The organism is Allgaiera indica, assembly GCF_900106675.1.
Taxonomy (GTDB): domain Bacteria; phylum Pseudomonadota; class Alphaproteobacteria; order Rhodobacterales; family Rhodobacteraceae; genus Acidimangrovimonas; species Acidimangrovimonas indica.
Window position 1 is genome coordinate 32,484 of record NZ_FNOB01000013.1, and the last position, 20,878, is coordinate 53,361.

Annotated in this window: 18 protein-coding genes and 1 pseudogene; 4 read left to right on the forward strand and 15 right to left on the reverse strand. The window is 67.3% G+C overall.

All coding sequences use genetic code 11. The annotated features are described in order from the left end of the window. Positions 1 to 2: 2 nt before the first annotated feature. The 12 genes and pseudogenes from BLV97_RS12750 to BLV97_RS21975 all read right to left on the reverse strand — a co-directional run bounded on the left by BLV97_RS12750 (position 3) and on the right by BLV97_RS21975 (position 11,287). Positions 3 to 998 (reverse strand): DUF6352 family protein, encoded by a 996-nt coding sequence (locus tag BLV97_RS12750; protein ID WP_035846816.1) that lies wholly within the window; start codon positions 996 to 998, stop codon positions 3 to 5. Further along, positions 995 to 1,684 carry a biotin/lipoate--protein ligase family protein gene (locus tag BLV97_RS12755; RefSeq protein WP_176992654.1) on the reverse strand — a complete coding sequence of 230 codons (690 nt, stop codon included), beginning with the start codon at positions 1,682 to 1,684 and terminating at the stop codon, positions 995 to 997. Before BLV97_RS12755 ends, BLV97_RS12750 begins: the two co-directional genes overlap by 4 nt. Positions 1,685 to 1,708: 24 nt before the next feature. After that, on the reverse strand, positions 1,709 to 1,900 hold the full coding sequence (locus BLV97_RS12760; protein ID WP_035846813.1) for a DUF6494 family protein: 192 nt from the start codon (positions 1,898 to 1,900) through the stop codon (positions 1,709 to 1,711). A gap of 9 nt (positions 1,901 to 1,909) precedes the next feature. Further along, a complete protein-coding gene (locus BLV97_RS12765) occupies positions 1,910 to 3,193 on the reverse strand; it encodes a (Fe-S)-binding protein (RefSeq protein ID WP_035846811.1) in 1,284 nt (427 codons plus the stop codon). Continuing rightward, positions 3,190 to 3,831, reverse strand: coding sequence for a respiratory nitrate reductase subunit gamma (locus BLV97_RS12770; RefSeq protein WP_035846809.1), 642 nt, complete (start codon positions 3,829 to 3,831; stop codon positions 3,190 to 3,192). The genes BLV97_RS12765 and BLV97_RS12770 overlap by 4 nt, the downstream gene beginning before the upstream one ends. A 12-nt stretch (positions 3,832 to 3,843) precedes the next feature. Next, positions 3,844 to 4,974 carry a formate dehydrogenase subunit gamma gene (locus BLV97_RS12775; protein WP_160169204.1) on the reverse strand — a complete coding sequence of 377 codons (1,131 nt, stop codon included), beginning with the start codon at positions 4,972 to 4,974 and terminating at the stop codon, positions 3,844 to 3,846. A gap of 84 nt (positions 4,975 to 5,058) precedes the next feature. Continuing rightward, positions 5,059 to 5,661 carry a formate dehydrogenase FDH3 subunit beta gene (fdh3B, locus tag BLV97_RS12780; RefSeq protein ID WP_035846807.1) on the reverse strand — a complete coding sequence of 201 codons (603 nt, stop codon included), beginning with the start codon at positions 5,659 to 5,661 and terminating at the stop codon, positions 5,059 to 5,061. Between the two features lie 16 nt (positions 5,662 to 5,677). After that, positions 5,678 to 8,665 (reverse strand): formate dehydrogenase subunit alpha, encoded by a 2,988-nt coding sequence (locus tag BLV97_RS12785; protein ID WP_035846804.1) that lies wholly within the window; start codon positions 8,663 to 8,665, stop codon positions 5,678 to 5,680. 73 nt (positions 8,666 to 8,738) lie between these two features. After that, positions 8,739 to 8,954, reverse strand: coding sequence for a twin-arginine translocation signal domain-containing protein (locus BLV97_RS12790; RefSeq protein ID WP_035846801.1), 216 nt, complete (start codon positions 8,952 to 8,954; stop codon positions 8,739 to 8,741). A gap of 75 nt (positions 8,955 to 9,029) precedes the next feature. After that, a complete protein-coding gene (locus tag BLV97_RS12795) occupies positions 9,030 to 9,632 on the reverse strand; it encodes a TorD/DmsD family molecular chaperone (RefSeq protein ID WP_051646328.1) in 603 nt (200 codons plus the stop codon). An 80-nt stretch (positions 9,633 to 9,712) separates the two neighbouring features. Continuing rightward, positions 9,713 to 10,309 carry a DUF2478 domain-containing protein gene (locus BLV97_RS21590; protein WP_051646327.1) on the reverse strand — a complete coding sequence of 199 codons (597 nt, stop codon included), beginning with the start codon at positions 10,307 to 10,309 and terminating at the stop codon, positions 9,713 to 9,715. A 73-nt stretch (positions 10,310 to 10,382) separates the two neighbouring features. Beyond that, positions 10,383 to 11,287: pseudogene (locus BLV97_RS21975) on the reverse strand (LysR family transcriptional regulator). A gap of 147 nt (positions 11,288 to 11,434) precedes the next feature. On the opposite strand from BLV97_RS21975, the gene BLV97_RS12810 reads away from it, so the two are divergent. Further along, entirely contained in the window at positions 11,435 to 12,622 is a 1,188-nt protein-coding gene (locus BLV97_RS12810; RefSeq protein WP_081825212.1) for a TDT family transporter, read from the forward strand. Between the two features lie 69 nt (positions 12,623 to 12,691). Here the strand turns inward: BLV97_RS12810 and BLV97_RS12815 are convergent, their stop codons facing one another. Then, a complete protein-coding gene (locus tag BLV97_RS12815) occupies positions 12,692 to 13,459 on the reverse strand; it encodes an arginase family protein (RefSeq protein WP_051646326.1) in 768 nt (255 codons plus the stop codon). A gap of 223 nt (positions 13,460 to 13,682) precedes the next feature. Here BLV97_RS12815 and BLV97_RS12820 point away from each other — a divergent pair, with 223 nt between their 5' ends. Next, a complete protein-coding gene (locus BLV97_RS12820) occupies positions 13,683 to 14,360 on the forward strand; it encodes a DsbA family oxidoreductase (protein ID WP_035846798.1) in 678 nt (225 codons plus the stop codon). Further along, positions 14,357 to 15,583, forward strand: a complete 1,227-nt coding sequence (locus BLV97_RS12825; RefSeq protein ID WP_092164089.1) for a multidrug effflux MFS transporter — start codon at positions 14,357 to 14,359, stop codon at positions 15,581 to 15,583. Before BLV97_RS12820 ends, BLV97_RS12825 begins: the two co-directional genes overlap by 4 nt. A 12-nt stretch (positions 15,584 to 15,595) precedes the next feature. On the opposite strand, the gene mfd is transcribed toward BLV97_RS12825, so the two are convergent. Beyond that, positions 15,596 to 19,042, reverse strand: a complete 3,447-nt coding sequence (mfd, locus tag BLV97_RS12830) for a transcription-repair coupling factor (protein WP_035846674.1) — start codon at positions 19,040 to 19,042, stop codon at positions 15,596 to 15,598. A gap of 52 nt (positions 19,043 to 19,094) precedes the next feature. Beyond that, entirely contained in the window at positions 19,095 to 19,622 is a 528-nt protein-coding gene (locus BLV97_RS12835) for a hypothetical protein (RefSeq protein WP_035846670.1), read from the reverse strand. A 117-nt stretch (positions 19,623 to 19,739) separates the two neighbouring features. Between BLV97_RS12835 and hemB the strand changes: the two genes are divergently transcribed. Continuing rightward, positions 19,740 to 20,741 (forward strand): porphobilinogen synthase, encoded by a 1,002-nt coding sequence (gene hemB, locus BLV97_RS12840; protein WP_035846669.1) that lies wholly within the window; start codon positions 19,740 to 19,742, stop codon positions 20,739 to 20,741. Positions 20,742 to 20,878: the final 137 nt, after the last annotated feature.

A 20,878-nucleotide genomic window follows, 5' to 3' on the forward strand; every position in this document is an offset into this window, starting at 1 on the left:
CCCTACCCCGTGGGCAGCAGCGGCAAGTTCACCAGCAGGTTCTGCGGCTTCATCCGCAGCCGGTCGCGCGCGTCGACGGCAAGGCCCAGAAACACCGGACGGCCGCGCATCCGCTCGATCAGCCGGCCGCCATCGGCGATCTCCATCCGAAACAGCGCGGCGATCCGGCCCTGGCCCTCGGCCGGCAATTCATGCCCCTGATAAAGCGCGTTGAGGATGCGCGTGGCCTCGGCGTCCAGGCCCAGATGCCAGGGCCAGCGTTCATCGCGCACCGCCTTCAACGGCTGGATCCGGACGTCCAGCCCCAGAAAATGCTTCACCCACCGCTCGATCAGCCGGGCAAAGGCATCCTGGCCGACCTCGGCATAGCGGAAATCGAGCGCGAAATCGAAGCGGTCCGCGCGGCCCCAGTATTGGCCGACATTGCGCGCCGTCAGCTTGTCCAGCTCGACCTCGCGCGGGGCGGCGGCGGGCACCAGCGCGCCGACCTGGGCGCGGCTGTCGATCACCTCGGAATCTGCCAGCAGAAGCTGTTCGTTCTCGGTCAGGGCCTGCTGGTCGCGAAAGAAGATCTCGGCCGCGCGGGCGGTGACGGCGTCGGTTTCGCCACGCAGCAGATTGGCCATGATCAGATGGGCAAGCTGACCGATGAACAGCGGCGGTACCTGTGGCGCGCCGGGACGGAAAAGCGCGACATAACCCGCCTCGACCGACCCGGCCGCCAGAAGATGATCGCGAAATCGCAGCACCAGCGCATAATTGGCCGCAGTATCGCGGTCGGCGATGGCGGCAAGTTCGCGCGCGGTCACCGGGGCATCGGGGCGATCCATCAGCCGGTCAAACAATGCCCGTTCGGCGGGGCAGCTTTCTTCGACGGGATGGATCTCGGGGCGGGTGTAATAGGCGCGCAGCAGATCCGGCGCGACCGCAAGCCAGCCGTTTTCAAGCCGATGCGTCAGATGCAGGCCCGCGGATTTCCACACGATATCGTCGCTCATTCCACCCCCATGGCTGCAGCCAGCCCCAGCCGGGCGCCGCCTTCCAGCACGGCCGCCCCGCTTTCGTCGATGCCGGTCAGGCGTTGGCCGGCCACCCGCGCATCCGGGCCCAGCCGTCCGAACAGGGCCACCGCGACGGGGCCGAAACCCTCATGCTGCCAGCCGTCGTACCACGCCAGGAAATGCCGCGCGACGGCGCCGATCAGCGCGGGCGCGGTGATGTCGCCTGCACCTTCCTCGTGCAGGGCGGTGCGCTGACTTGCGCGGCCGGGCGCGGCGCGCAACGCCTCGGGCAGGCGCAGCGCCAGGCTCAGCGTCAGTACCATCCATGCCGGCACCTCTTCGGCCCCCGTACCCGCAGGCAGCGTCAGCTCCAACTGCCCCAGCCGCGCCCCATTGGCCAGGAAGGTCGCAGGCCAGCCAAGGCCGATGGCTATGTTGGGTGGCCCGCTATGGGCCAGCGCGTCGCAGACCGCGACCGCCATCAGCGGCACCATCTGCAAGGCCCGGTCGCGGCGCACCTCTGGTTCCAGCACCAGGGCGAGTTCGGCATTCTCCGCAGTCTCGGCCCAGCACAGATCCCCCGCGCCCAGGCGCCCTTCGGTCAAGCCGGCCAGGGCCACGGCACCCGGGTCTCCGGCGGTGACGTGGCCGGTCAGCAGCGGCGGAAAATCAGGCGCGTTCACGGGCTTGGTCACCGAAATGCAGCGTCAGGGAAGTTCGATCCTGCCTTCGACGACATGGTTCAGGCCGGTGCCCTCGGCTGTCAGTACCATCTTCACCTTCAGCGGCCCCGCCTCAGCCCGGCCTTCGCGCACCAGCTCCTCTATCTGCTGCTGAGAGGTCACGCCGACCTGCTTCAGAAACTTGCGCATCGACATGTTGAATTCATCTTCGCTCATCCGTCGCTCCTAGCCTTCCAGTCGATCGGCCAATACCTCGACCAGGCTTTGCACCTCTCGTGGCCAGTGCAGAACCTCGCGGCTTTCATCCATCGTCAGCCGGCAATTGGCGCAGGCGGAAACGAAGGTCTTCGCCCCGGTGGCCTCGACCTGGTTGATCTTGATCTGGAACACGGCGTGGCGCAAGGCGGCCGCCGAGGCCATCGCCTGCACCCCGCCGCCGCCGCCGCAACACCAGTTGTGGTTGCCGCTGGGCGTCATCTCGCGCACGTCCGACGAATAGGCGGCAAGGATCTCTCGCGCCGCCCCGGTGGCGCCGCCGCGGCGAGAGACCTGGCAGGGATCATGATAGGTGACCGATTCCGCCGCCTGCTTCAGCTTCAGCTTCCCGTCCCGGATCAGCTTGGCCACCAGTTCGGTGATATGCAGCACCTCGAAGGGAAGCGGTCGGCCCAGGATATTCGCCCCCGACCAGCGCATCGCGCCATAGGCATGGCCGCATTCGGGGATCACCAGCAACTTGGCCCCCACCGATTCCGCCGCATCGGTCAGCCGGGTGATCATGGTCTTGGCGATGTCCGACCGGCCCGAAAGAACACCGAAATTGGTGGCCTCGTAGCCCTTGGTGCTGATCGTCCAGTCCAGCCCGGCCGCGTTCATCAGCCGCGCGACCGCGACGATCGAATCCGGATATTTCATCATCTCGATCGAGGAGACGGTCACCAGAACCTCCGCCTTGTCGCGATCAAGCGGGATCTCCACCTCGTTGTCGTCCGACAGCCACTCGATCCGGTCGCGCAACACCTCGGGCGTCAGGCCCAGCGGGCTGCCCTTGTCGCGCGAATTCTCGGCCGCCTGCAACAGATCCGCAGGCCCCAGCCCCGCCGCCACGAAGGCCTGCCGCGACAGCGCCACGACCGAGGCGACATCGATCGCCATCGGGCAGACCTCGGTGCAGCGGCCGCACATGGTGCAGGACTGAAAGATCAACTCCTCCGTCTCTTGCAGATATTCCGCGGTCAGTTCGGGCGGCACCAGGCCGAACATCCGCTTGATCCCCGAAAGCGGCGCCTTGTGGCGCTTGTAGACCCGGGTCATCGGCTGCAGCTTCAGCGCCGGGGTGTACTTCGGGTCCTGCGTGGCCTCATGGAAATGGCAGGCCTGGCTGCATTGGCCGCAATGGATGCAAGCGTCCAGATAGGCGCCGACATGGCTGTTGCAGGCCGCAAGAAAGCGGTCGATCGCCGCCTGGGTATCGATCTTGCGCGGCGGTGTTTCGGCAAGATCCTTCATGGCGTCACCCCGCGGCGGCCGTAGGTCGCGCCGGTATAGGCCCGGGCGACGAGGAAGGTGAAGGCATGCATCAGGCGGCTGAAGGGGAAGTAGATCATCAGCGCCTCGACACATAGCAGATGCAGCGCGCGCAGGCTGTCATGGGCCTCTTGCAGCGCCAGGCAGCCGGTCAGCATGACGATGAACACCAGCCAGGTGGCGATGTGATCATCGGCATCGCTAAGCCTGCGCATCACCGGATCGGTCATCCGCCGCAGCCACATCAGGATCAGCCCGGCAAAGGCCGCCTCGGCCGCGATCAGGAACCCCCAGCGCGGCAGTGGCGTCCAGCTTAGCCCGGTGAGCCCCTTGATGAAGGCCACATGCGGCGCCGCGAAGAACAGCAGCGTGAAAAGCCCCAGATGAAAGCCGTATCCGGTGACGAAATGATAGATGGTGCGCTTCAGATTGCCGCCATGTGGCACCGAATGCAGCGCGATCGCCTTCAGTGCGCCTGCCACGCCTGATCGCCGCGCGACGCTGCGGTCGGGCCCCCGACCCAGCCGAAGAAGGCCGATCAGCCGCCACGCCACCCCGATCACGAAGACCGCCGACGCCAGATACCACAGCGGCCCCTGGGTAAGTTGAAGAAAGCTCATCTCCACGCCCTCCTAGACGTCGCCAGCCGCCGCGCGCACCTCGGCGCGGCTGGCGTTGGCGCTGGCCGCGGCCTTGTGATCCTCGTACCACAGGTCGTGGTGCTCTTTGGCCCAGGTCTCGTCGACAGTGCCCCGGGTCATGCCTTCCAGCGCGCCTTCCATGCCGATCGTGCCCAGGTAGATATGCCCCAGCCCAAAGCCGATAAAGGCGGCGGCGGCCACCGCATGTACCAGCGTCGCCCATTGCATCAGCGTGCGCTCGGGCGGCACCTCGGCCGAGGCAGTTTGCAGGAAACCCGGCAGATGGTCGGGAAACAGCAGCAAAAGCCCCGAGAGCGACAGCGCAAGGCCGCACAGGCTTGCCCACCAGAACCAGGTTTTCTCGCCGAAATTATAGCGCCCGGAACTGGCGTGCCCGCCCAGCATGCCGCCGCCTTTCAGCAGCCACTTCAGGTCGACCCAGCGAAAGCCGTTGCCGCGCGCGAAGGTGACGAACAGTGCCGTGATCGAGACGATGAAGATCGGCCCGAACAGATTGTGGCCCTGCAACGACGCGCTGGCCAGCGCGGCGAAGGCGCCGGGGCCGATCAGCGGCAACAGGAACGGCCGGCCGAACAGGATGATCAGCCCCGTGATCCCCATCAGGATAAACAGCGAGGCCACGAACCAATGCACCACGCGTTCCACCAGCGAAAAGCGCGGGATCACCCGGCCAGAGCGCCCTCCCCTTATGCGGATGCGGCCGCGGAGGGCGAAAAAGACGATCAGCACGGCCAGCACCCCAGCGAGCACCTTCCAGGCGATCGGCAGCACCCATTGGTTGCGGATCAGCCGCCAGTCCTCGCCCTGCGACTGGATCAGAACACCCGAGCCCGCGCGCAGATCCTGGCTTTCGCCGGCCGCGCCCTTGCGAATGTCGTGCCAGATCGCCCCGTCAGAGCGGTTGCCAAGCACCCCGCCCCGCATCTCGGGTCCGGGCGGCAGGACGTTGGTGGTGGCATTGGCCGGCGGCCGCACCGTCTGCGCCATCGCCGGCGCGGCCAGCGCCAGGGTCAATAGCAGGGCCGCAAGCAGGGCCAGCACCCCCGCCAACAGCCCCGGGCCGGCAAGATGCGCGGTCTTTGGCGCGATCGGATTGGTCATCATCATACGTTCCCGAGCAACTGGACCAAAGGGGTGGCACCGCCCGACGGCGGCGCCGGCGCCCCGGCGGATGCGCCCGGCGGCCTAGTTGCCGCCGGGGTTCCTTTCCTGATAGGCCGTGCCCCAGCCCCAGGCACCCGCGCCGAAGCCGCGCGCCACGATCCGCTCTCGGTAGATCGAGGAAATCGTGTCGCCATCGCCGGCCAGCAATGCCTTGGTCGAACACATCTCGGCGCAGATCGGCAGCTTGCCTTCGGCGATCCGGTTGCGGCCATATTTCTCGAATTCGGCGGCCGATCCGTCGGGTTCCGGGCCGCCGGCGCAGAAGGTGCACTTGTCCATCTTCCCGCGCGAGCCGAAGCTTGACGCCTGCGGAAATTGCGGCGCGCCGAAGGGGCAGGCGTAAAAGCAATAGCCGCAGCCGATGCACAGGTCCTTGTTGTGCAACACGATGCCTTCCGAGGTATGATAGAAGCAATCGACCGGACAGACCGCCAGGCAGGGCGCGTCCGAGCAATGCATGCAGGCGACCGAGATCGAGCGCTCACCCGGCTTGCCGTCCTGGATGGTGACGACGCGCCGGCGATTGATGCCCCAGGGAACCTCGTTCTCGTTCTTGCAGGCGGTGACGCAGGCCTCGCATTCGATGCAGCGCTCGGCGTCGCAAAGGAATTTCATCCGTGCCATGGTATCGTCTCCTCCCTTACGCCCGTTCGAGACGGCAAAGCGTGGTTTTGGTTTCCTGCATCTGCGTGACCATGTCGTAGCCATAGGTCTGCGCGGTGTTGCAGGCCTCGCCGATCACGATCGGGTCGGAGCCTTCGGGATATTTGTCCCGCAGTTCCGTGCCCTCGAACACGCCGCCGAAGTGGAACGGCGTGAAGACCACGCCACGCCCCACCCGTTCGGTCACCATCGCCTGGATCCGGATCTTGCTGCCCTCGGGCGAATGCAGCCAGACCATCGACTTGTCGCGGATGCCCAGATTGTTGGCGTCATAGGTGTTGATCTCGACATACATCTGCTGCTGCAATTCGGCGAGCCAGGGGTTCGAGCGGGTCTCATCTCCGCCGCCCTCGTATTCCACCAGACGCCCCGAAGTCATGATCAGCGGGAAATCCTTGGAATAGTCGATCTTCTGGATCGATTCATAAGCCGTCGGCAGGCGCCAGAAGGTCTTGTCGGCGATGGTGGGATATTCGGCCACCAGCTGACGGTTCGGCGCGTACAGCGGTTCGCGATGCAGGGGCACCGGGTCGGGGAAGGTCCAGACGACCGCGCGCGCCTTGGCGTTGCCGTAGGGGGCGCAGCCATGCTTGATCGCGACGCGCTGGATGCCGCCCGACAGGTCGAGCTTCCAGTTTACCCCATCGACTTTCTTGTCATAGTCGGAGGGGATTTCACCCTGTTGCGATGTCTCGCCGACCTCTTCCTGCGAAGGCTGCTTTTCAAGGATGCCTGCGACATATTCGATCATGCGCCGTTCATAGGCGGTCAGATCCTTGTCCCAGCCCAGGCCGCGCAGCATACCCATGGTGAATTCTGGGTATCCGTCCTGGATCTCGGATCCCACGGGATAGCTGCCCTCGGCCAGCAGGTTCTGGCCGTTCCTTTCCACCCCGAACCGGGCGCGGAAGCCCATACCGCCCTTCGCCACCGGCGTGGTGATATCATAGAGCACACACGAACCGGTATGCCCCATCTCGGGCGTGCCCCAGCAGGGCCAGGGCAGGCCGTAGAATTCCCCGTCATGGGGGCCGCCCACGGCGCGCAGCGTGGTCTTGTCGAAAGTGTGCTGGTTCTCCATGTGCGATTTCAGCCGCTCCGGCGATTGGCCGGTCATGCCGATCGTCCACATGCCGCGGTTCCACTCGCGGGTCACGTCCTCGACATGGGGGATCGTGCCCTCGATCTTGATGTTGCGGAACATCTTGTCGGCAAAGCCCAGCTTCTTGGCGAAGAGATACATGATCTCGTGATCGACCTTGCTGTCGAACAGCGGCTCGATCACCTTCTCGCGCCACTGGATCGAGCGGTTCGACGCGGTGACCGAGCCGTAGGTCTCGAACTGGGTGGTGGCGGGCAGCAGATAGACACCGTCCTGGCGGTCCTGCAGCACCGCGGTCATCGTCGGATAGGGGTCGATCACCACCAGCGTGTCGAGCATCCCCATCGCCTTGCGCATCTCTGGCAGGCGGGTCTGCGAGTTCGGCGCATGGCCCCAGAACACCATCACCTTGGTGTTGTCGGGCTGTTCTATGTTCTCGCGGGCCTCCAGCACCCCGTCGATCCAGCGCGACACCGGGATCCCGGTTTCGTTCATCATCGCCTTCGACTTGCCGTCCTTGCCCTTCATCGTGGCGAAGCGGCCCTTCAGCCAGTCAAGATCCTCTTGCCAGACCCGGGCCCAATGGGCCCATGCCCCGGCGGAAAGCCCGTAATAGCCCGGCAGCGTGTCGGCCAGAACGCCCAGGTCGGTGGCGCCCTGCACGTTGTCATGGCCGCGGAAGATGTTGGCGCCGCCGCCATGCTTGCCGATATTGCCAAGCGCAAGCTGCAGGATCGAATAGGCCCGCGTGTTGGAAGACCCATTGGTATGCTGCGTGCCGCCCATGCACCACACCAGCGTGGCCGGGCGGTTGTTGGCCAGCGTCCGAGCGACGCGTTCGACCTGCGACGCCGGGGCGCCGGTCACCTGTTCGACCTTGTCCGGCGTCCACTTGTCGACCTCTTGCCTGATCTGGTCCATGCCCCAGACCCGCTGGCGGATGTAGTTCTTGTCCTCCCAGCCATTCTTGAAGATGTGGTAGAGGATGCCCCAGACCAGCGCCACGTCGGTGCCCGGGCGGAAGCGGACGAATTCGTCGGCATGGGCGGCAGTGCGGGTGAAACGCGGATCACAGACGATCAGCGGCGCGTTGTTTTCCTCCTTGGCCTTCAGCAGATGCAGCAGCGACACCGGATGCGCCTCGGCCGGGTTAGAGCCGAACAGGATGATGGCGCGGCTGTTGTGGATGTCGTTGAAACTGTTGGTCATGGCGCCGTAGCCCCAGGTGTTCGCCACACCCGCGACCGTGGTCGAATGGCAGATCCGCGCCTGATGGTCGACGTTGTTGGTGCCCCAATAGGCCGCGAACTTGCGCATCAGATACGCCTGCTCGTTCGAATGCTTGGCCGAGCCCAGCCAATACACGCTGTCCGGCCCCGAGGTGTCGCGCACCTTCAGCATCCGGTCGCCGATCTCGTTGATCGCCTCGTCCCAGCCGACCTTCTGCCATTTGCCGCCGACCAGTTTCATCGGATGCTTCAGCCGGCGCTCGCCATGCGCATGTTCGCGCACCGCGGCGCCCTTGGCGCAATGGCCGCCCAGGTTGAACGGGGAATCGATGCCGATCCCCTGCCGCGTCCAGACCCCGTGATCAAGTTCCGCGATCACCGTGCAGCCAACCGCGCAATGCGTGCAGATGGTCTTCTTGCTGACCAGCTTCGGGGCCTCGGTTGCGGGGGCGGTCTGAGCTTCGGCGCGCGAAACCATGCCACCCGACAGGGCGGTCACGGCCGCGGCCCCACCGATGGTAAGGCCCGAGCGCTTGAGGAAAGTGCGGCGGTCGATCGCCGCGGTTCCGAACTCAGCCCCGGCCGATGACAGCCGGGGGCCTCTCGCTACCCCATGTGTCTTCTTCCTGAGCATGTGACTCTCCGTGTGAAATGTCTTGCCCCGCCGATCGGTCCGGCGTCGGCGGGCGCCGTCGATTTCCGCTGCCTCAGAACCGGGCGGCGGCGTAATAGGTCTTCACATGGGCGGTTTCGCGGTAGCCCGCGGCGTCGGCGCCGGACGTGGCCGCCGCTTCGGTCGCCTCGGCCACCTCGGGGGTGGCGCCAGCGGCCAGGGCCGCGCTTCCGGCAAGGGCTCCGAGACCGGCAAAGCGCAGAAAGCTTCGGCGGTCCGGACGGACGCTTGCGCGTTCGTCTTCCTTCATGGTCTTCCTCCGGTGACGCCCTCCCCAGGGGTCGCGGCCGGCCGGCGTCGGTGCCGTGCCGCGACGGTCGTGTTGCTACATCTCGAAGGCCTGGGCCTCGACGGCCATGAACAGCCGCCCGGCGCGTCCGGCGGGCGCATAAAGCCGCGCCTGGGGCAGGTTCTCGAGATCGGTAAAGAAATGTTCCGCCCAGGTGCCGATATGGCGGGTGAAGAAATCGGATTGCACCGACAGCGGCTGCGGGGCGCCGAAATCGCCCTCGATCAGGCCGGCCATCATCTCCATCAGCGCGGCGATGTGGTCTTCGGGTTCGACCACGCCCGCGCGGCGGGTGATGCCCAGCGGCGCCATGTCGGTGCGCAGCCGCGCAAGCGGCTTTTCGTGCAGGAAACCGGTGAGGTAATAGGAACCATAGGGAAGCAGCAGACCACGGCTGACGCCGATGAAGAGCTGCTGGAATTCCTCGGCGGCGGCCTCCGGCGTGGTGTCGCGGGCCTGGGCCGCCAGCGCGTTGATCGCCTGGCCCAGATCCGATCCATCACCCTGCAGCCCGGCCACTCCGGCCAGGGATGCCGCGTCCAGCGGCCCCGAGAACAGCCGCGCCAGCACCCGGTAAAGATCGGCGCGAAGCTGATCCGCTTCATCCGTCTTCGGCTGCACGGCTGCGAACTGCGTCACGAAAGGTCCTCCTGACGCGACTATCACTCATTATTGATCTTGAAATCAAATCAAAACTCTTGCGGCGGAAGGAAAAATCCTTAACGGGCGCCGCCTTCGGTCATCCCTGCGGGTCGAGATGGCCGCTGTTGCGCGCCGCCGTCACTGCCGATCGCCACACGCAGCCAGGTCAGCACCCGGGCCTCGTCGGGTGGCAGGATGACGGCGGCGCCGCCGCTAAACTCCTCCCAGTCCGCGCGATGGCCGGGTCGCAATGCCGCGAGAACCGGAATGCCGCGCAAACAGGCCTGTTCGGCCACCCCGCGCAGGCCCTTGCCTTCGGCCTCGGCCTTGCCGAACCGGTTCAGGATCAGCGCGTCCGGCACCGTGTCCGCCGCAACGTCGAGCCGCGCCATCAGCGCCCCGGCCGCCGCCGCCAGCGCCCCCGGATCCAATCGGCAGCCGCGTGCGCCCTCGCCCAGATCCTGGGTGATGCGCAGCAGGGCACCGCTCGACAGATCGGCGACATGCAACAGCGCGCGTGCGCCGCCGTCGGACGCGACCGAGCGCTGGACCAATCCGGCGATCCGGTAGCCCTCGGATCGCAACACCCTTGCGACCCGGTCCAGAAGCGCGTCGGCCGCGACCCCGTGCGGGCACAGCACCGCCGCCACGCTCAGATCCTCCGAACCCGCCATCGTCACCGGCCCTCCTGCTTGCCGCCGGGCCAGACTAACGCAGCCTTCCGCGCCGCGCCATCCCGGCCTGCCATCACGATCCCGGCCGCACCTGCCCCGCCGCGATGCCCAGTTGCCCAAGCAGGGTGACGGCGGCGCGGGTCGGCCGGCCGCGGGCCAGGCGCAACACCTGAAATACCCGGTCCGGCAGCTCGAAGGGGACGTGGTGCAACAGACCCGCGTCGAAACTGGGCGCCGCGACCGAGGCCGACAGCACCGCCGCACCCATGCCCGCCTCGGCCGCCGCGCGCACCGCCTCGTTTGACGGAAACTCCATCGCCACGGGCAATCGTGCTGCATCGACCCCCAGCGCCGCCACCGCGTGCTCGAACGCCGAACGCGTGCCCGATCCGGCCTCGCGCCGCACCCAAGCCACATCGCCCAGCCGCGCGGGATCGAGGTCGGTGACCCCGCCCAGGGGTGGTCGGGCGCGACGGCCAAGACCAGCCGGTCGGAGGCAACGGGATCACAGGCAAGCTGCGGGTCGCCGACCAGGTCCTCGACAAAGCCCAGTTCCGCGGCGCCCGTCATCACCGCATCGACCACCTGCGCGGTATTCGCGACCTGCATCCGCAGCACGATCGCCGGATGCGCGCGCTGATAGGCCGCCAGCCGCGCCGGCAGCCAGTAGCCTGCGATCGTCTGGCTGGCCGCAACATGCAGGCTGCCGCGCAGGAGCGCGTTGAATTCGCTCATCAACTGCTGGGCATGGTCGACCTGACCCAGAATCCCCCGGGCTTCGGCCAGCAGGATCCGCCCGGCTTCAGTCAGCGCGATCCGGCGCCCTGCCCGCAAGAACAGCGGTGTGTCGCACCGGGCCTCGAGCGCCGCGATCGCGTGGCTCGCCGCCGATTGCGCGATGCCTAGCGACTGCGCCGCCTGGGTAACATGTTGGCGTGTCGCGACCTCGACGAAAATCCGAAGCTGGTCAAGCGTCATCCGCGGCTCCCTTCTCGTTCCGGACGATGGGTTCACGATCTGATCTATAGATCATTCCGTTCAGAACAATACATTGGATTGATTGAAGTTCGGGCCTTACCTACTGCGTGACGCCGCGCCCCTACGGGCCCGCAGAAGGAGAAGACCATGTCGTTTGCCGAAACCGGCCCACAGGTGGCACCTGCCGCCCCGACCGATGCCGACCCGGGGCCGATGCGGGTGATCCGCCATTTCACCCCCAACTGGTTCACCGTGACCATGGGGACCGGGGCGCTTGCGCTGGTGCTGAACCACTTTGCGCAGGCGATCCCGGGGATCGCCGGGGTGGCGGTTGTGCTGTGGGCCATCAACATCGGCCTGTTTGCGGCCTTCGCCCTACTCTACCTGGCGCGTTGGGTGATCTTCCCGGCCGAGGCCGCGCGGATCTTTCGCCATCCGGTGATGTCGATGTTCCTTGGCGCGGTGCCGATGGGCCTGGCCACCATCGTCAACGGCTTTCTCGCCTTCGGCATCCCGCGCCTCGGCCCGATCGCGGCCGATATCGCCACCGTGCTATGGTGGGTAGACGCCGCGATGTCGCTGCTTTGCGGCCTGGTGATCCCCTATTTCATGTTCACCCGCCAAGACCACAGCTTCGAGCGGATGACGGCGGTCTGGCTGTTGCCAATCGTCGCCGCCGAAGTGACCGCCGCCAGCGGCGCGCTGCTGGTGCCGCATCTGGGTGCGGGCCAGGCCTATGCGGTGCTGCTGCTCAGCTATGCGCTTTGGGCCTATTCGGTGCCGCTGGCGATGAGCGTGCTGGCGCTGCTGTTTCTGCGCCTCGCGCTGCACCAATTGCCGGAAGCCGAGATGGGGGTGTCGGGCTGGCTGGCGCTCGGGCCGATCGGCACCGGCGCGCTGGGGCTGGTGCTGCTGGGCCAGCAGGCACCACAGGTCTTTGCCGCGCAGGGGCTGGCCGCGGTCGGTCCGGCGGCGCAGGGCCTGGGGATCCTGGGCGGGATCGTGCTGTGGGGCTACGGCATCTGGTGGCTTGCGCTCGCGGTGACCAAGACCATGCGCTACCTGACGGGCGGCGGCCTGCCCTTCAACCTGGGCTGGTGGGGCTTCACCTTCCCGCTGGCGGTCTACACGCTGGCAACGCAGGCGCTGGCCGAGGTCACGCATTTTGCGCTGTTCTCGGTGTCGGGGGGCTTGCTGGCGGCTTGCCTCGCGCTGTTTTGGATGATCGTCGCGGCGCGCACGCTGCGCGGTGCGCTGCGCGGCACCCTGTTCCATGCCCCCTGCCTGGTCCCTGCCCCCGCGTGGCCGCAGGAGGCCGAGGCCCGCACCGCCTAGGCGGTGCCGGTCGGGAAGCACGGCATCGGGCGGGGCATATCTGCGGGGCCGGGGCGGCGTGGCGCGGCGCTATCCGCCCAGGGCCGCCTGCAGCAGGCGCGCGCAGGCGCGGGCGGTGCGCCCGGCCCCCTTCAGCCGCCCGTTCCAGCCACTGAACGAAACCGCGGCGATCCGGTTCGCCGCTTTGAAACCGGCAAGCGCGCGACAGGTCTGGTCAAGGCTTGGCCCATCCGGCACCGGGTAGTTGTTGGCGGGCACGTCGCGGGCATCGACGACATCGTTGTCGATATGCAGATGTACCGGCCGGTCGAAGGCCAGCCGCGGCAGATCCCAAACCGCGGATCGGTTCAGCCCCGACCCGGCGACCGCCTCGGCCTCGAGCGGGTCGAGATCGCGCGCATCGATCAGCCAGACATCGGCTTCGGGCACCGGGCGCAGCGAGGATTCGCGCGCCAGCGCCGGATCGCCCCGCCCCACCATCATCGCCAGCGGCATTCCACCCAGGAAACCCGAGGGCGAGGTCTGGGGGGTGTTGAAATCGCCATGCGCGTCAAGCCAGACCAGAACCGGCGCCAGCCCCGCCTGTTGCAGCCCGGCCATCACCGGCAGGCTGGCGCCGCAATCGCCCGCCACCGACACCGGCCGCGCCCCGCGCGCCGCGGCATCGCGCGCGAAGGCCGCGATCGGGCGATGCAGCAGCCCCAGCGCGGCGGGCGAGCGATCGGCCACGGCCTGGGGCGCGTTCAGCAGATAGGGCTGTGCGGCGGGAACCGCTTCGGTCAGCGCCGGGTCGGGTTGATCGAAGAAATAGGGCGTGACGATCCAGGCGTTTTCCATGGCTGGAAGCTACGGCCCCGTGCAGGGCGAAGACAAGCGGTCTTGATGCCGGGGCGCGCGCCGCGACGCTTGCCGGCGCAGAGGCGCGTATTTGTGGAACAATGAAAGGCGGGCGCGACGGGTCGGGCCGCTCGGCGCCTTGCATGTCGCGCAGGCTCGGCGTAACCCCGTGCGGGCATTTCGCGCCCCGCGCGCAGCTTCATTCCGACTGGGGAGAGACGACATGATCCGGCTTGACATTTTCTGGGATCCGATCTGCCCCTGGTGCTATATCGGCAAGACCCTGCTTGACCGGGCGCTGGAAAGCCGGCCCGCGCATCCTTTCGCGATCGCCTGGCATCCGTTCCAGCTGAATCCCGACATGCCGGCCGGGGGGCGCGACCGTCAGGCCTATCTGGAGGCCAAGTTCGGCGGGCCGGAGCGTGCCCGGATGGTCTATGGCAAGATCGCCGAGGCCGCGCGCGCCGCCGGGGTCGATATCGATTTCGAGCGCATCACCCGCACGCCGAACACGCTGGATGCGCTGCGTCTGGCGCATTGGGCCCAGATCGAGGGCAAGCAGAGCCTGGCCGCCGGGGCGCTGTTTCGCGCCTATTTCCGCGAGGGCCGCGATATCGGCGACAAGGTGACCCTGGCGACCATCGCCGGCGCCATCGGCATGGACTCTGCCGCCACGCTGCGTCTGCTGGAAGGCGATGCCGATATCGAAACGATCCGCACCCGCGACGCGCATGCCCGCGCGCGCGGCATCAATGCGGTGCCGACCTTCATCATCGCCGATCAGCACGTCCTGCCCGGCGCGCAGCCGGTAGAATTGTGGCAGCAGGTGATCGACGAGATCGGTTCGGCCGGCGGCGAGGACGGCCAGCAAGCGGGCGCGGCGCCGGATCCCTTCGGATGACGGACCCGATCCGGGCCGGGCGGCCACCGCGCCGCGCGCTTTCCTCGGGCGAATTCATCGCGATGATCGCGATGCTTTTCGCGACGGTGGCGTTTTCCATCGATTCGATGCTGCCCGCCCTGCCCGACATCGCCGCCGAACTGACCCCGGGCAACGAGAACCGCGCCCAGCTGATCCTGACCGCCTTCATCCTGGGCATGGGGCTGGGCACCTTCGTCGCGGGGCCGATCTCGGACGCGATCGGGCGCAAGCGGGCGATCCTGGGGGGTGCGGCGCTTTACACGCTGGGGGCGGCGCTGGCCTCGGTCGCGCAGACGCTGGAGCTGGTGCTGGCCGCGCGGCTGATCCAGGGGCTGGGCGCGGCCGGGCCGCGGGTGGTGTCGCTGGCGCTGGTGCGCGATCTGTACGCCGGCCGGCAGATGGCGCGGATCGTATCGATCGCGATGATGATCTTCACCACCGTTCCGGCGATCGCGCCGGCGCTGTCGACCGGGATCATCGCGCTGTTCGGCTGGCGCGGGATCTTCGCCGCCTTCATCCTGTTCTCGCTGGTCTCGGCCGGCTGGCTGGGCCTGCGACAGCCCGAGACCCTGCCGCCGCAAGCCCGCCGCCCGCTGGAGCCGGGCCCGCTGTGGCAGGCGGTGCGCGAGGTGTTGGGCCACCGCGTCGTGCTGATCGCGATCGCCACGCAATCGCTTGCCTTCGCGGCGCTTTTCGGCACGATCGCCTCGGTGCAGCAGATCTACGACATCCGTTTCGGACTGGGCGCAAGCTTTCCCTACTGGTTCGCGGCCACGGCGCTGATCTCGGCCGGGGGCAGTTTCCTGAACGCGCGGCTGGTGGTGCGGCTGGGCATGCGCGCGCTGGTGATCCTGGCGCTGGGGTTCCAGCTGGTGATCTCGGGCGCGATGACGCTGGTCTTCGCGGCCGGGGTTCTGCCCGCGGCGCTGGCCTTTCCGGCGTTCTTCTTCTGGATCACCTGCGTTTTCTTCATGGTGGCGCCGGTGCTGGGCAATCTCAATGCGCTGGCGCTGGAGCCGATGGGCCATATCGCGGGAACGGCTTCATCGGTGACCGGTGCGCTTGGCACGGTGCTAGGGGTGCTGCTGGGTGCGCCGATCGGGCTGGCGTTCAACGGCACGCCGGTGCCGCTGATGATCTCGGTCTCGGTGCTGAGCGGGCTGGGCGTGCTGTTGATGCGCAAAATCGCCCGGGTCGGCTGAGGCGCCGCGGGGTCAGGCGGGCGGCTTCTTCGCGGGGCTCGACGCTTTCTCGGCCAGGTCGCGGGCGATCGCGAAGGCGCCGCGGATGCGGTCGGCGTCCGAGGCCCAGTCGCGGCGGATGATCACCTTGTTGTCCTTGACCTTCGCAAGCCCCTTCTGGCCCTGCAGATATTCCACCAATCCGGCCGGATTGGCGAATTTGTCCAGATGGAACTGGACCGTCGCGCCCTTCGGGCCGCCATCGAGCCGGGCGATGCCCGCGCGCTTGCACAGCGCCTTGATGCGCACGATCAGAAGCAGCGTGTTGACCTCCTTCGGCAGCTTGCCGAAGCGATCGATCAACTCGGCGGCGAAGCCTTCCAGTTCGACCTTCGTCTCCAGCGAGGACAGCCGCCGGTAAAGGCCCAGCCGCACATCCAGATCGGGGACGTAATCCTCTGGGATCAGCACCGGAACGCCCAGGTTGATCTGCGGCGCCCATTGGTCGCCGGGGGTGGAAAGGCCGTCGATCTCTCCGGTCTTGATCTTGGCGATCGTCTCTTCCAGCAGGTTCTGGTAAAGCTCGTAGCCCACTTCCGAGATGTGGCCGGATTGCTCCTCGCCCAGGATGTTGCCGGCGCCGCGCAGGTCCAGATCCTGGGACGCCAGCGTGAAGCCCGCGCCGAGGCTGTCGAGACTGCCCAGCAGCCGCAGCCGCTTGACCGCCTGGTCGGTCAGCGGCGCGCGGGGCTTGGTGGTCAGGAAACAATAGGCGCGGGTCTTCGAGCGCCCCACCCGGCCGCGGATCTGGTAAAGCTGGGCCAGGCCGAAGCGGTCCGCGTGGTGCACGATCATGGTGTTCGCGGTGGGAATGTCCAGCCCGCTTTCCACGATCGTGGTGGACAGCAGCACGTCGTATTTGCCGTCGTAGAAGGCGTTCATGCGGCTATCGAGATCGCCCGCCGCCATCTGGCCGTGGGCGACGACATGGGTGACCTCGGGGACATGGTCGCGCAGGAAGTCCTCGATTTCGGGCAAGTCGCTGATCCGCGGCACCACGAAAAAGCTTTGCCCGCCGCGGTAATGTTCGCGCAAAAGCGCCTCGCGCAAGGTGACACTGTCGAATTCGCTGACATAGGTGCGGATCGCCAGACGATCCACTGGCGGCGTGCCGATTATGCTTAGATCCCGGACACCTGTGAGCGAAAGTTGAAGTGTCCGAGGGATCGGCGTGGCGGTCAGCGTCAGGACATGAACGTCCGAGCGCATCTCTTTCAGGCGTTCCTTGTGGCTGACGCCGAAATGCTGTTCCTCGTCGATCACCATCAGGCCGAGGTTGCGGAAATTCACCGCCTTCGCCAGCAGCGCATGGGTGCCGATCACGATGTCGACGGTGCCGTCGGCCAGGCCGGCGCGCGTGGCGGCGGCCTCCTTGGCGGAAACGAAACGGCTAAGCTGCCGGACCTGCAGGGGAAAGCCGCGGAAACGCTCGGCGAAGCTTTTGTAATGCTGACGCGCCAGCAGCGTGGTCGGCGCGATCACCGCGACCTGCATCCCCGACATGGCGGTCACGAACGCCGCGCGCATCGCCACCTCGGTCTTGCCGAAGCCCACGTCACCGACCACCAGCCGATCCATCGGGATGCCGCGCGACAGGTCCTCCATCACGTCAGAGATGGCGTTCAGCTGGTCGTCGGTTTCCTGATAGGGGAAGCGGGCGGCGAAGGCCTCCCAGGCGTGGTGGGGGGCGTCCAGCACCGGGGCATGGCGCAGCTGGCGTTCGGCCGCGATGCGGATCAGCCGGTCGGCCATCTCGCGGATGCGTTCCTTCAGGCGCGCCTTCTTGGCCTGCCAGGCCCCACCACCCAGCTTGTCCAGCAGGCCTTCGTCATGGCCGTATTTCGACAGCAGTTCGATATTCTCGACCGGCAGGTAAAGCCTTGCGGATTCGGCATATTCCAGCGCGATACATTCATGCGGCGCGCCCAGGGCGCTGATCGTCTCAAGCCCCGTGAACCGGCCCACGCCGTGCTCGACATGCACCACCAGATCGCCGGGCGACAGGCTCTGGTGTTCGGTGAGGAAATTCTCCGCCTTGCGGCGCTTCTTGGCGCCCCGGATCAGCCGATCGCCCAGCACGTCCTGTTCGGCGATCACCGTCAATCCCGGCGCCTCGAACCCGTGTTCCAGCGCCCAGACCGCCAGATGCAGCCCCTTGGGCGCGATCGCGCGGGCATCGGCAATCTCGGCCGCGCCGCCCAGGCCCTCGTCCTCCAACAGCCCCTTCAGGCGTTCGCGCGCGCCGTCGGAATAGGAGGATATGACCACCGCCCCATCTTCACGTCTTGCGCGAATATGGGATGCCAAGGCGCCGAAAAGGCTGACATTTTCCTGTTGCCGTTCAGGCGCGAAATTGCGCCCGATGCGGCCGCCCGCGTCCAGAACGCCAGGGCCGGGGCTTTGTGCCAGCGGGCTAAGCTGGATCACCCGGCGCGCCCCCAGCGCGGTCTCCCAGCCAGCTTCGTCCAGGTACAGGCTGTGCGGCGGCAGCGGCTTGTAGACCGTGTCCAGCCGGCCCTTGGCGCGCATCGCCTCGCGCCGGGCCTCGTACTGGTCGACGATGCCCTCCCAGCGGCCCAGGCGCGCGGGCGTGATCTGATCGTCAAGCGTTGCCGAGGCGCCGGGAAGATAGTCGAACAACGTATCCAGCCGTTCGTGGAAGAACGGCAGCCAATGTTCGGCGCCGGCGGATTTGCGGCCGGCCGAAACGGATTCGTACAGCGGGTCGTCGGTGCCCGCCGCGCCGAATTCAAGCCGGTAGTTCTGGCGAAAGCGGGTGATCGCGGCCTCGTCAAGGATCACCTCCGACACCGGGGCCAGATCCACCACGCTCAGCTTTTCGGTGGTGCGCTGCGTGGCCGTGTCGAACCGGCGCGCGCCATCCAGCACGTCGCCGAAAAGGTCCAGCCGCACCGGTCCGCCCTGGCCCGGCGGGTAGATGTCGATGATGCCGCCGCGCACCGCGTAATCGCCGGGCTCCGACACCGTCGACGTCTGCGAAAACCCCATCCGCACCAGGAAATCCCGCAACGCGCCCTCGTCGATGCGCTGGCCCACGCGGGCCGAGAACGAGGCCTCGCGCAGCACCTCGGCCGCCGGCATCTTCTGGGTCGCGGCGTTCAGCGTGGTCAGCAGGATGAACGGCCCGGGCATGCCATGCGCCAGCGCCGCCAGCGCCGCCATGCGCGCGGCCGAGACCTCGGCGTTGGGCGAGACCCGGTCATAGGGCAGGCAATCCCAGGCCGGCAGCGTCAGCACCGCCGCCTGGGGCGCGAAGAAGGCCAGCGCCGCGCGCATCGCCTCTAGCCGCTTGTCGTCGCGCGCGATGTGGATGGTGGGGCCGTGGGCCTCCATCTCGCGCAGCAGCAGTTTCGCGTCGTAGCCCTCGGGCGCGCCGCCCATTGTCAGATATGTCGTCATGGCTGCTGACCTACCCGCCCGGGGGATGGAGTCAATGGCCGAAACGCCGGGTTCAATGCCCCAGCACGCCCACCGACATGTTCCAATACATCCCCCACATCGCCGTGACGAAGATCGAGATCATGCCGATGACCTGTGTCGCCAGCCGGTGCCGCATGAGGCGGCGCAACAGCGCCGCGCCCGCCGCCTCGCCCGCCTCGACCCGCAGCGCGGTGCGGATCGACAACAGCCCCACCAGCGCCATCGGCCCCAGCAGCAACAGCAGCGCCTGGGCCAGTTCGATCCGGTAGCCAAAGCCCAGCACCGCCAGCGTGGTCAGCGCAAAGCCGGCAAACCCGATCAGCCACAGCCCGGAGACCCGGGCGATATGCAGGATGCGGGTCACATTGATACGCGCCAGCGCCTCCAGATCCGCCTGGGCCTGGCCTCCGTGGCGGCGCGCGCGGGTGATGCTATCGAAGGGCACTCCGATCACCCAATGGCTGGAGGTCGACCACAGCACCGCCAGCGCGATCCAGTACCACAGGTTGGAGAATGAGCGCAGGTCGATCAGCTCGGAAAGCGGGATGGGAAGATGCACGGAGGGGCCTTGGCTGGGATTCGCCGGAGATTAGCCGCGCGATGGGTGAATTCCTACCCTTGAGATGGCCCGCGATCCATGCGACGTCAGGATTGTTGCAGCAGACCGGAGGCCGCCATGCGCCCCATCCAAGCCCCCTACCCCCAGACCCGCCACCGCCGCACCCGCGCGACGCCCGCCTTGCGCGACCTGACGCAGGAAAACCGGCTGTCGGTGAAGGATCTGATCTGGCCGGTCTTCGTGCGCGAGGGCGAGGGGGTGGAGGAACCGATCGCCTCGATGCCCGGGGTGAACCGGCTGTCGGTGGACCGGGTGGTGAAAGCGGCGCGTGAGGCTGCGGATTTGGGCATCCCGGCGATCTGTGTCTTCCCCTATACGGGGATGGAGGCGCGGACCGAGGATTGCGCCCTGGCGTGGAGCGCCGACAACATCTCGAACCGCGCGATCCGGGCGATCAAGGCGGCGGTACCCGAGATCGCGGTGATGACCGATATCGCGCTCGATCCCTACAACATCAACGGCCATGACGGCTTTGTCGTGGACGGCAAGATCCTGAATGACGAGACGGTGGAGGCGCTGGTGAAGATGGCGCTGGCGCAGGCCGAGGCGGGGGCCGATATCCTGGGGCCCTCGGACATGATGGACGGGCGCATCGGCGCGATGCGCAGTGCGCTGGAGGCGGCGGGCCACCAGGGCGTGACGATCCTGAGCTATTCGGCGAAATATGCCTCGGCCTTCTACGGGCCGTTCCGCGACGCGGTCGGGGCCGCGGCGGCGCTGGCGGGCGGCGACAAGAAGACCTATCAGATGAACCCCGGCAATTCCGACGAGGCCCTGCGCCTGATCGAGCGCGACCTGCGCGAGGGCGCCGACATGGTGATGGTCAAGCCCGGAATGCCCTATCTCGACATCTGCCGCCGGGTGAAGGACAACTTCGGCGTGCCGACCTATGCCTATCAGGTGTCGGGCGAATACGCGATGATCCGGGGCGCGTCCGACAATGGCTGGATCGACGGCGAGAAGGCGATGCTGGAAAGCCTGCTGGCGTTCAAGCGCGCGGGCTGCGACGGGGTGCTCACCTATTTCGCGCCCCAGGTCGCGCGGCTGCTGGCGGACTGATCGGGCCCGCGGCGCGGGGGCCGTGCTTGCCGCCCCGACCCACACAGATGCGCGACTGGCCGCCGACCGGCTTCTCAATTGCGTGACAGCGCGGGCGATTTTCCCTATGATTGGTAGGAAGGGCCGCTATAAGGCCC

What these genes read in the sequence shown, in the direction of transcription:
- BLV97_RS21590 (WP_051646327.1), bottom strand. Translation starts at nt 10,309, where the DNA reads ATGGCGGGTTCGGAGGATCTGAGCGTGGCGGCGGTGCTGTGCCCGCAC.
- BLV97_RS12790 (WP_035846801.1), bottom strand. Translation starts at nt 8,954, where the DNA reads ATGAAGGAAGACGAACGCGCAAGCGTCCGTCCGGACCGCCGAAGCTTT.
- BLV97_RS12770 (WP_035846809.1), bottom strand. Translation starts at nt 3,831, where the DNA reads ATGAGCTTTCTTCAACTTACCCAGGGGCCGCTGTGGTATCTGGCGTCG.
- BLV97_RS12815 (WP_051646326.1), bottom strand. Translation starts at nt 13,459, where the DNA reads ATGGAAAACGCCTGGATCGTCACGCCCTATTTCTTCGATCAACCCGAC.
- BLV97_RS12810 (WP_081825212.1), top strand. Translation starts at nt 11,435, where the DNA reads ATGTCGTTTGCCGAAACCGGCCCACAGGTGGCACCTGCCGCCCCGACC.
- BLV97_RS12825 (WP_092164089.1), top strand. Translation starts at nt 14,357, where the DNA reads ATGACGGACCCGATCCGGGCCGGGCGGCCACCGCGCCGCGCGCTTTCC.
- BLV97_RS12820 (WP_035846798.1), top strand. Translation starts at nt 13,683, where the DNA reads ATGATCCGGCTTGACATTTTCTGGGATCCGATCTGCCCCTGGTGCTAT.
- BLV97_RS12775 (WP_160169204.1), bottom strand. Translation starts at nt 4,974, where the DNA reads ATGACCAATCCGATCGCGCCAAAGACCGCGCATCTTGCCGGCCCGGGG.
- BLV97_RS12765 (WP_035846811.1), bottom strand. Translation starts at nt 3,193, where the DNA reads ATGAAGGATCTTGCCGAAACACCGCCGCGCAAGATCGATACCCAGGCG.
- hemB (WP_035846669.1), top strand. Translation starts at nt 19,740, where the DNA reads ATGCGCCCCATCCAAGCCCCCTACCCCCAGACCCGCCACCGCCGCACC.
- BLV97_RS12750 (WP_035846816.1), bottom strand. Translation starts at nt 998, where the DNA reads ATGAGCGACGATATCGTGTGGAAATCCGCGGGCCTGCATCTGACGCAT.
- BLV97_RS12785 (WP_035846804.1), bottom strand. Translation starts at nt 8,665, where the DNA reads ATGCTCAGGAAGAAGACACATGGGGTAGCGAGAGGCCCCCGGCTGTCA.
- mfd (WP_035846674.1), bottom strand. Translation starts at nt 19,042, where the DNA reads ATGACGACATATCTGACAATGGGCGGCGCGCCCGAGGGCTACGACGCG.
- BLV97_RS12760 (WP_035846813.1), bottom strand. Translation starts at nt 1,900, where the DNA reads ATGAGCGAAGATGAATTCAACATGTCGATGCGCAAGTTTCTGAAGCAG.
- fdh3B (WP_035846807.1), bottom strand. Translation starts at nt 5,661, where the DNA reads ATGGCACGGATGAAATTCCTTTGCGACGCCGAGCGCTGCATCGAATGC.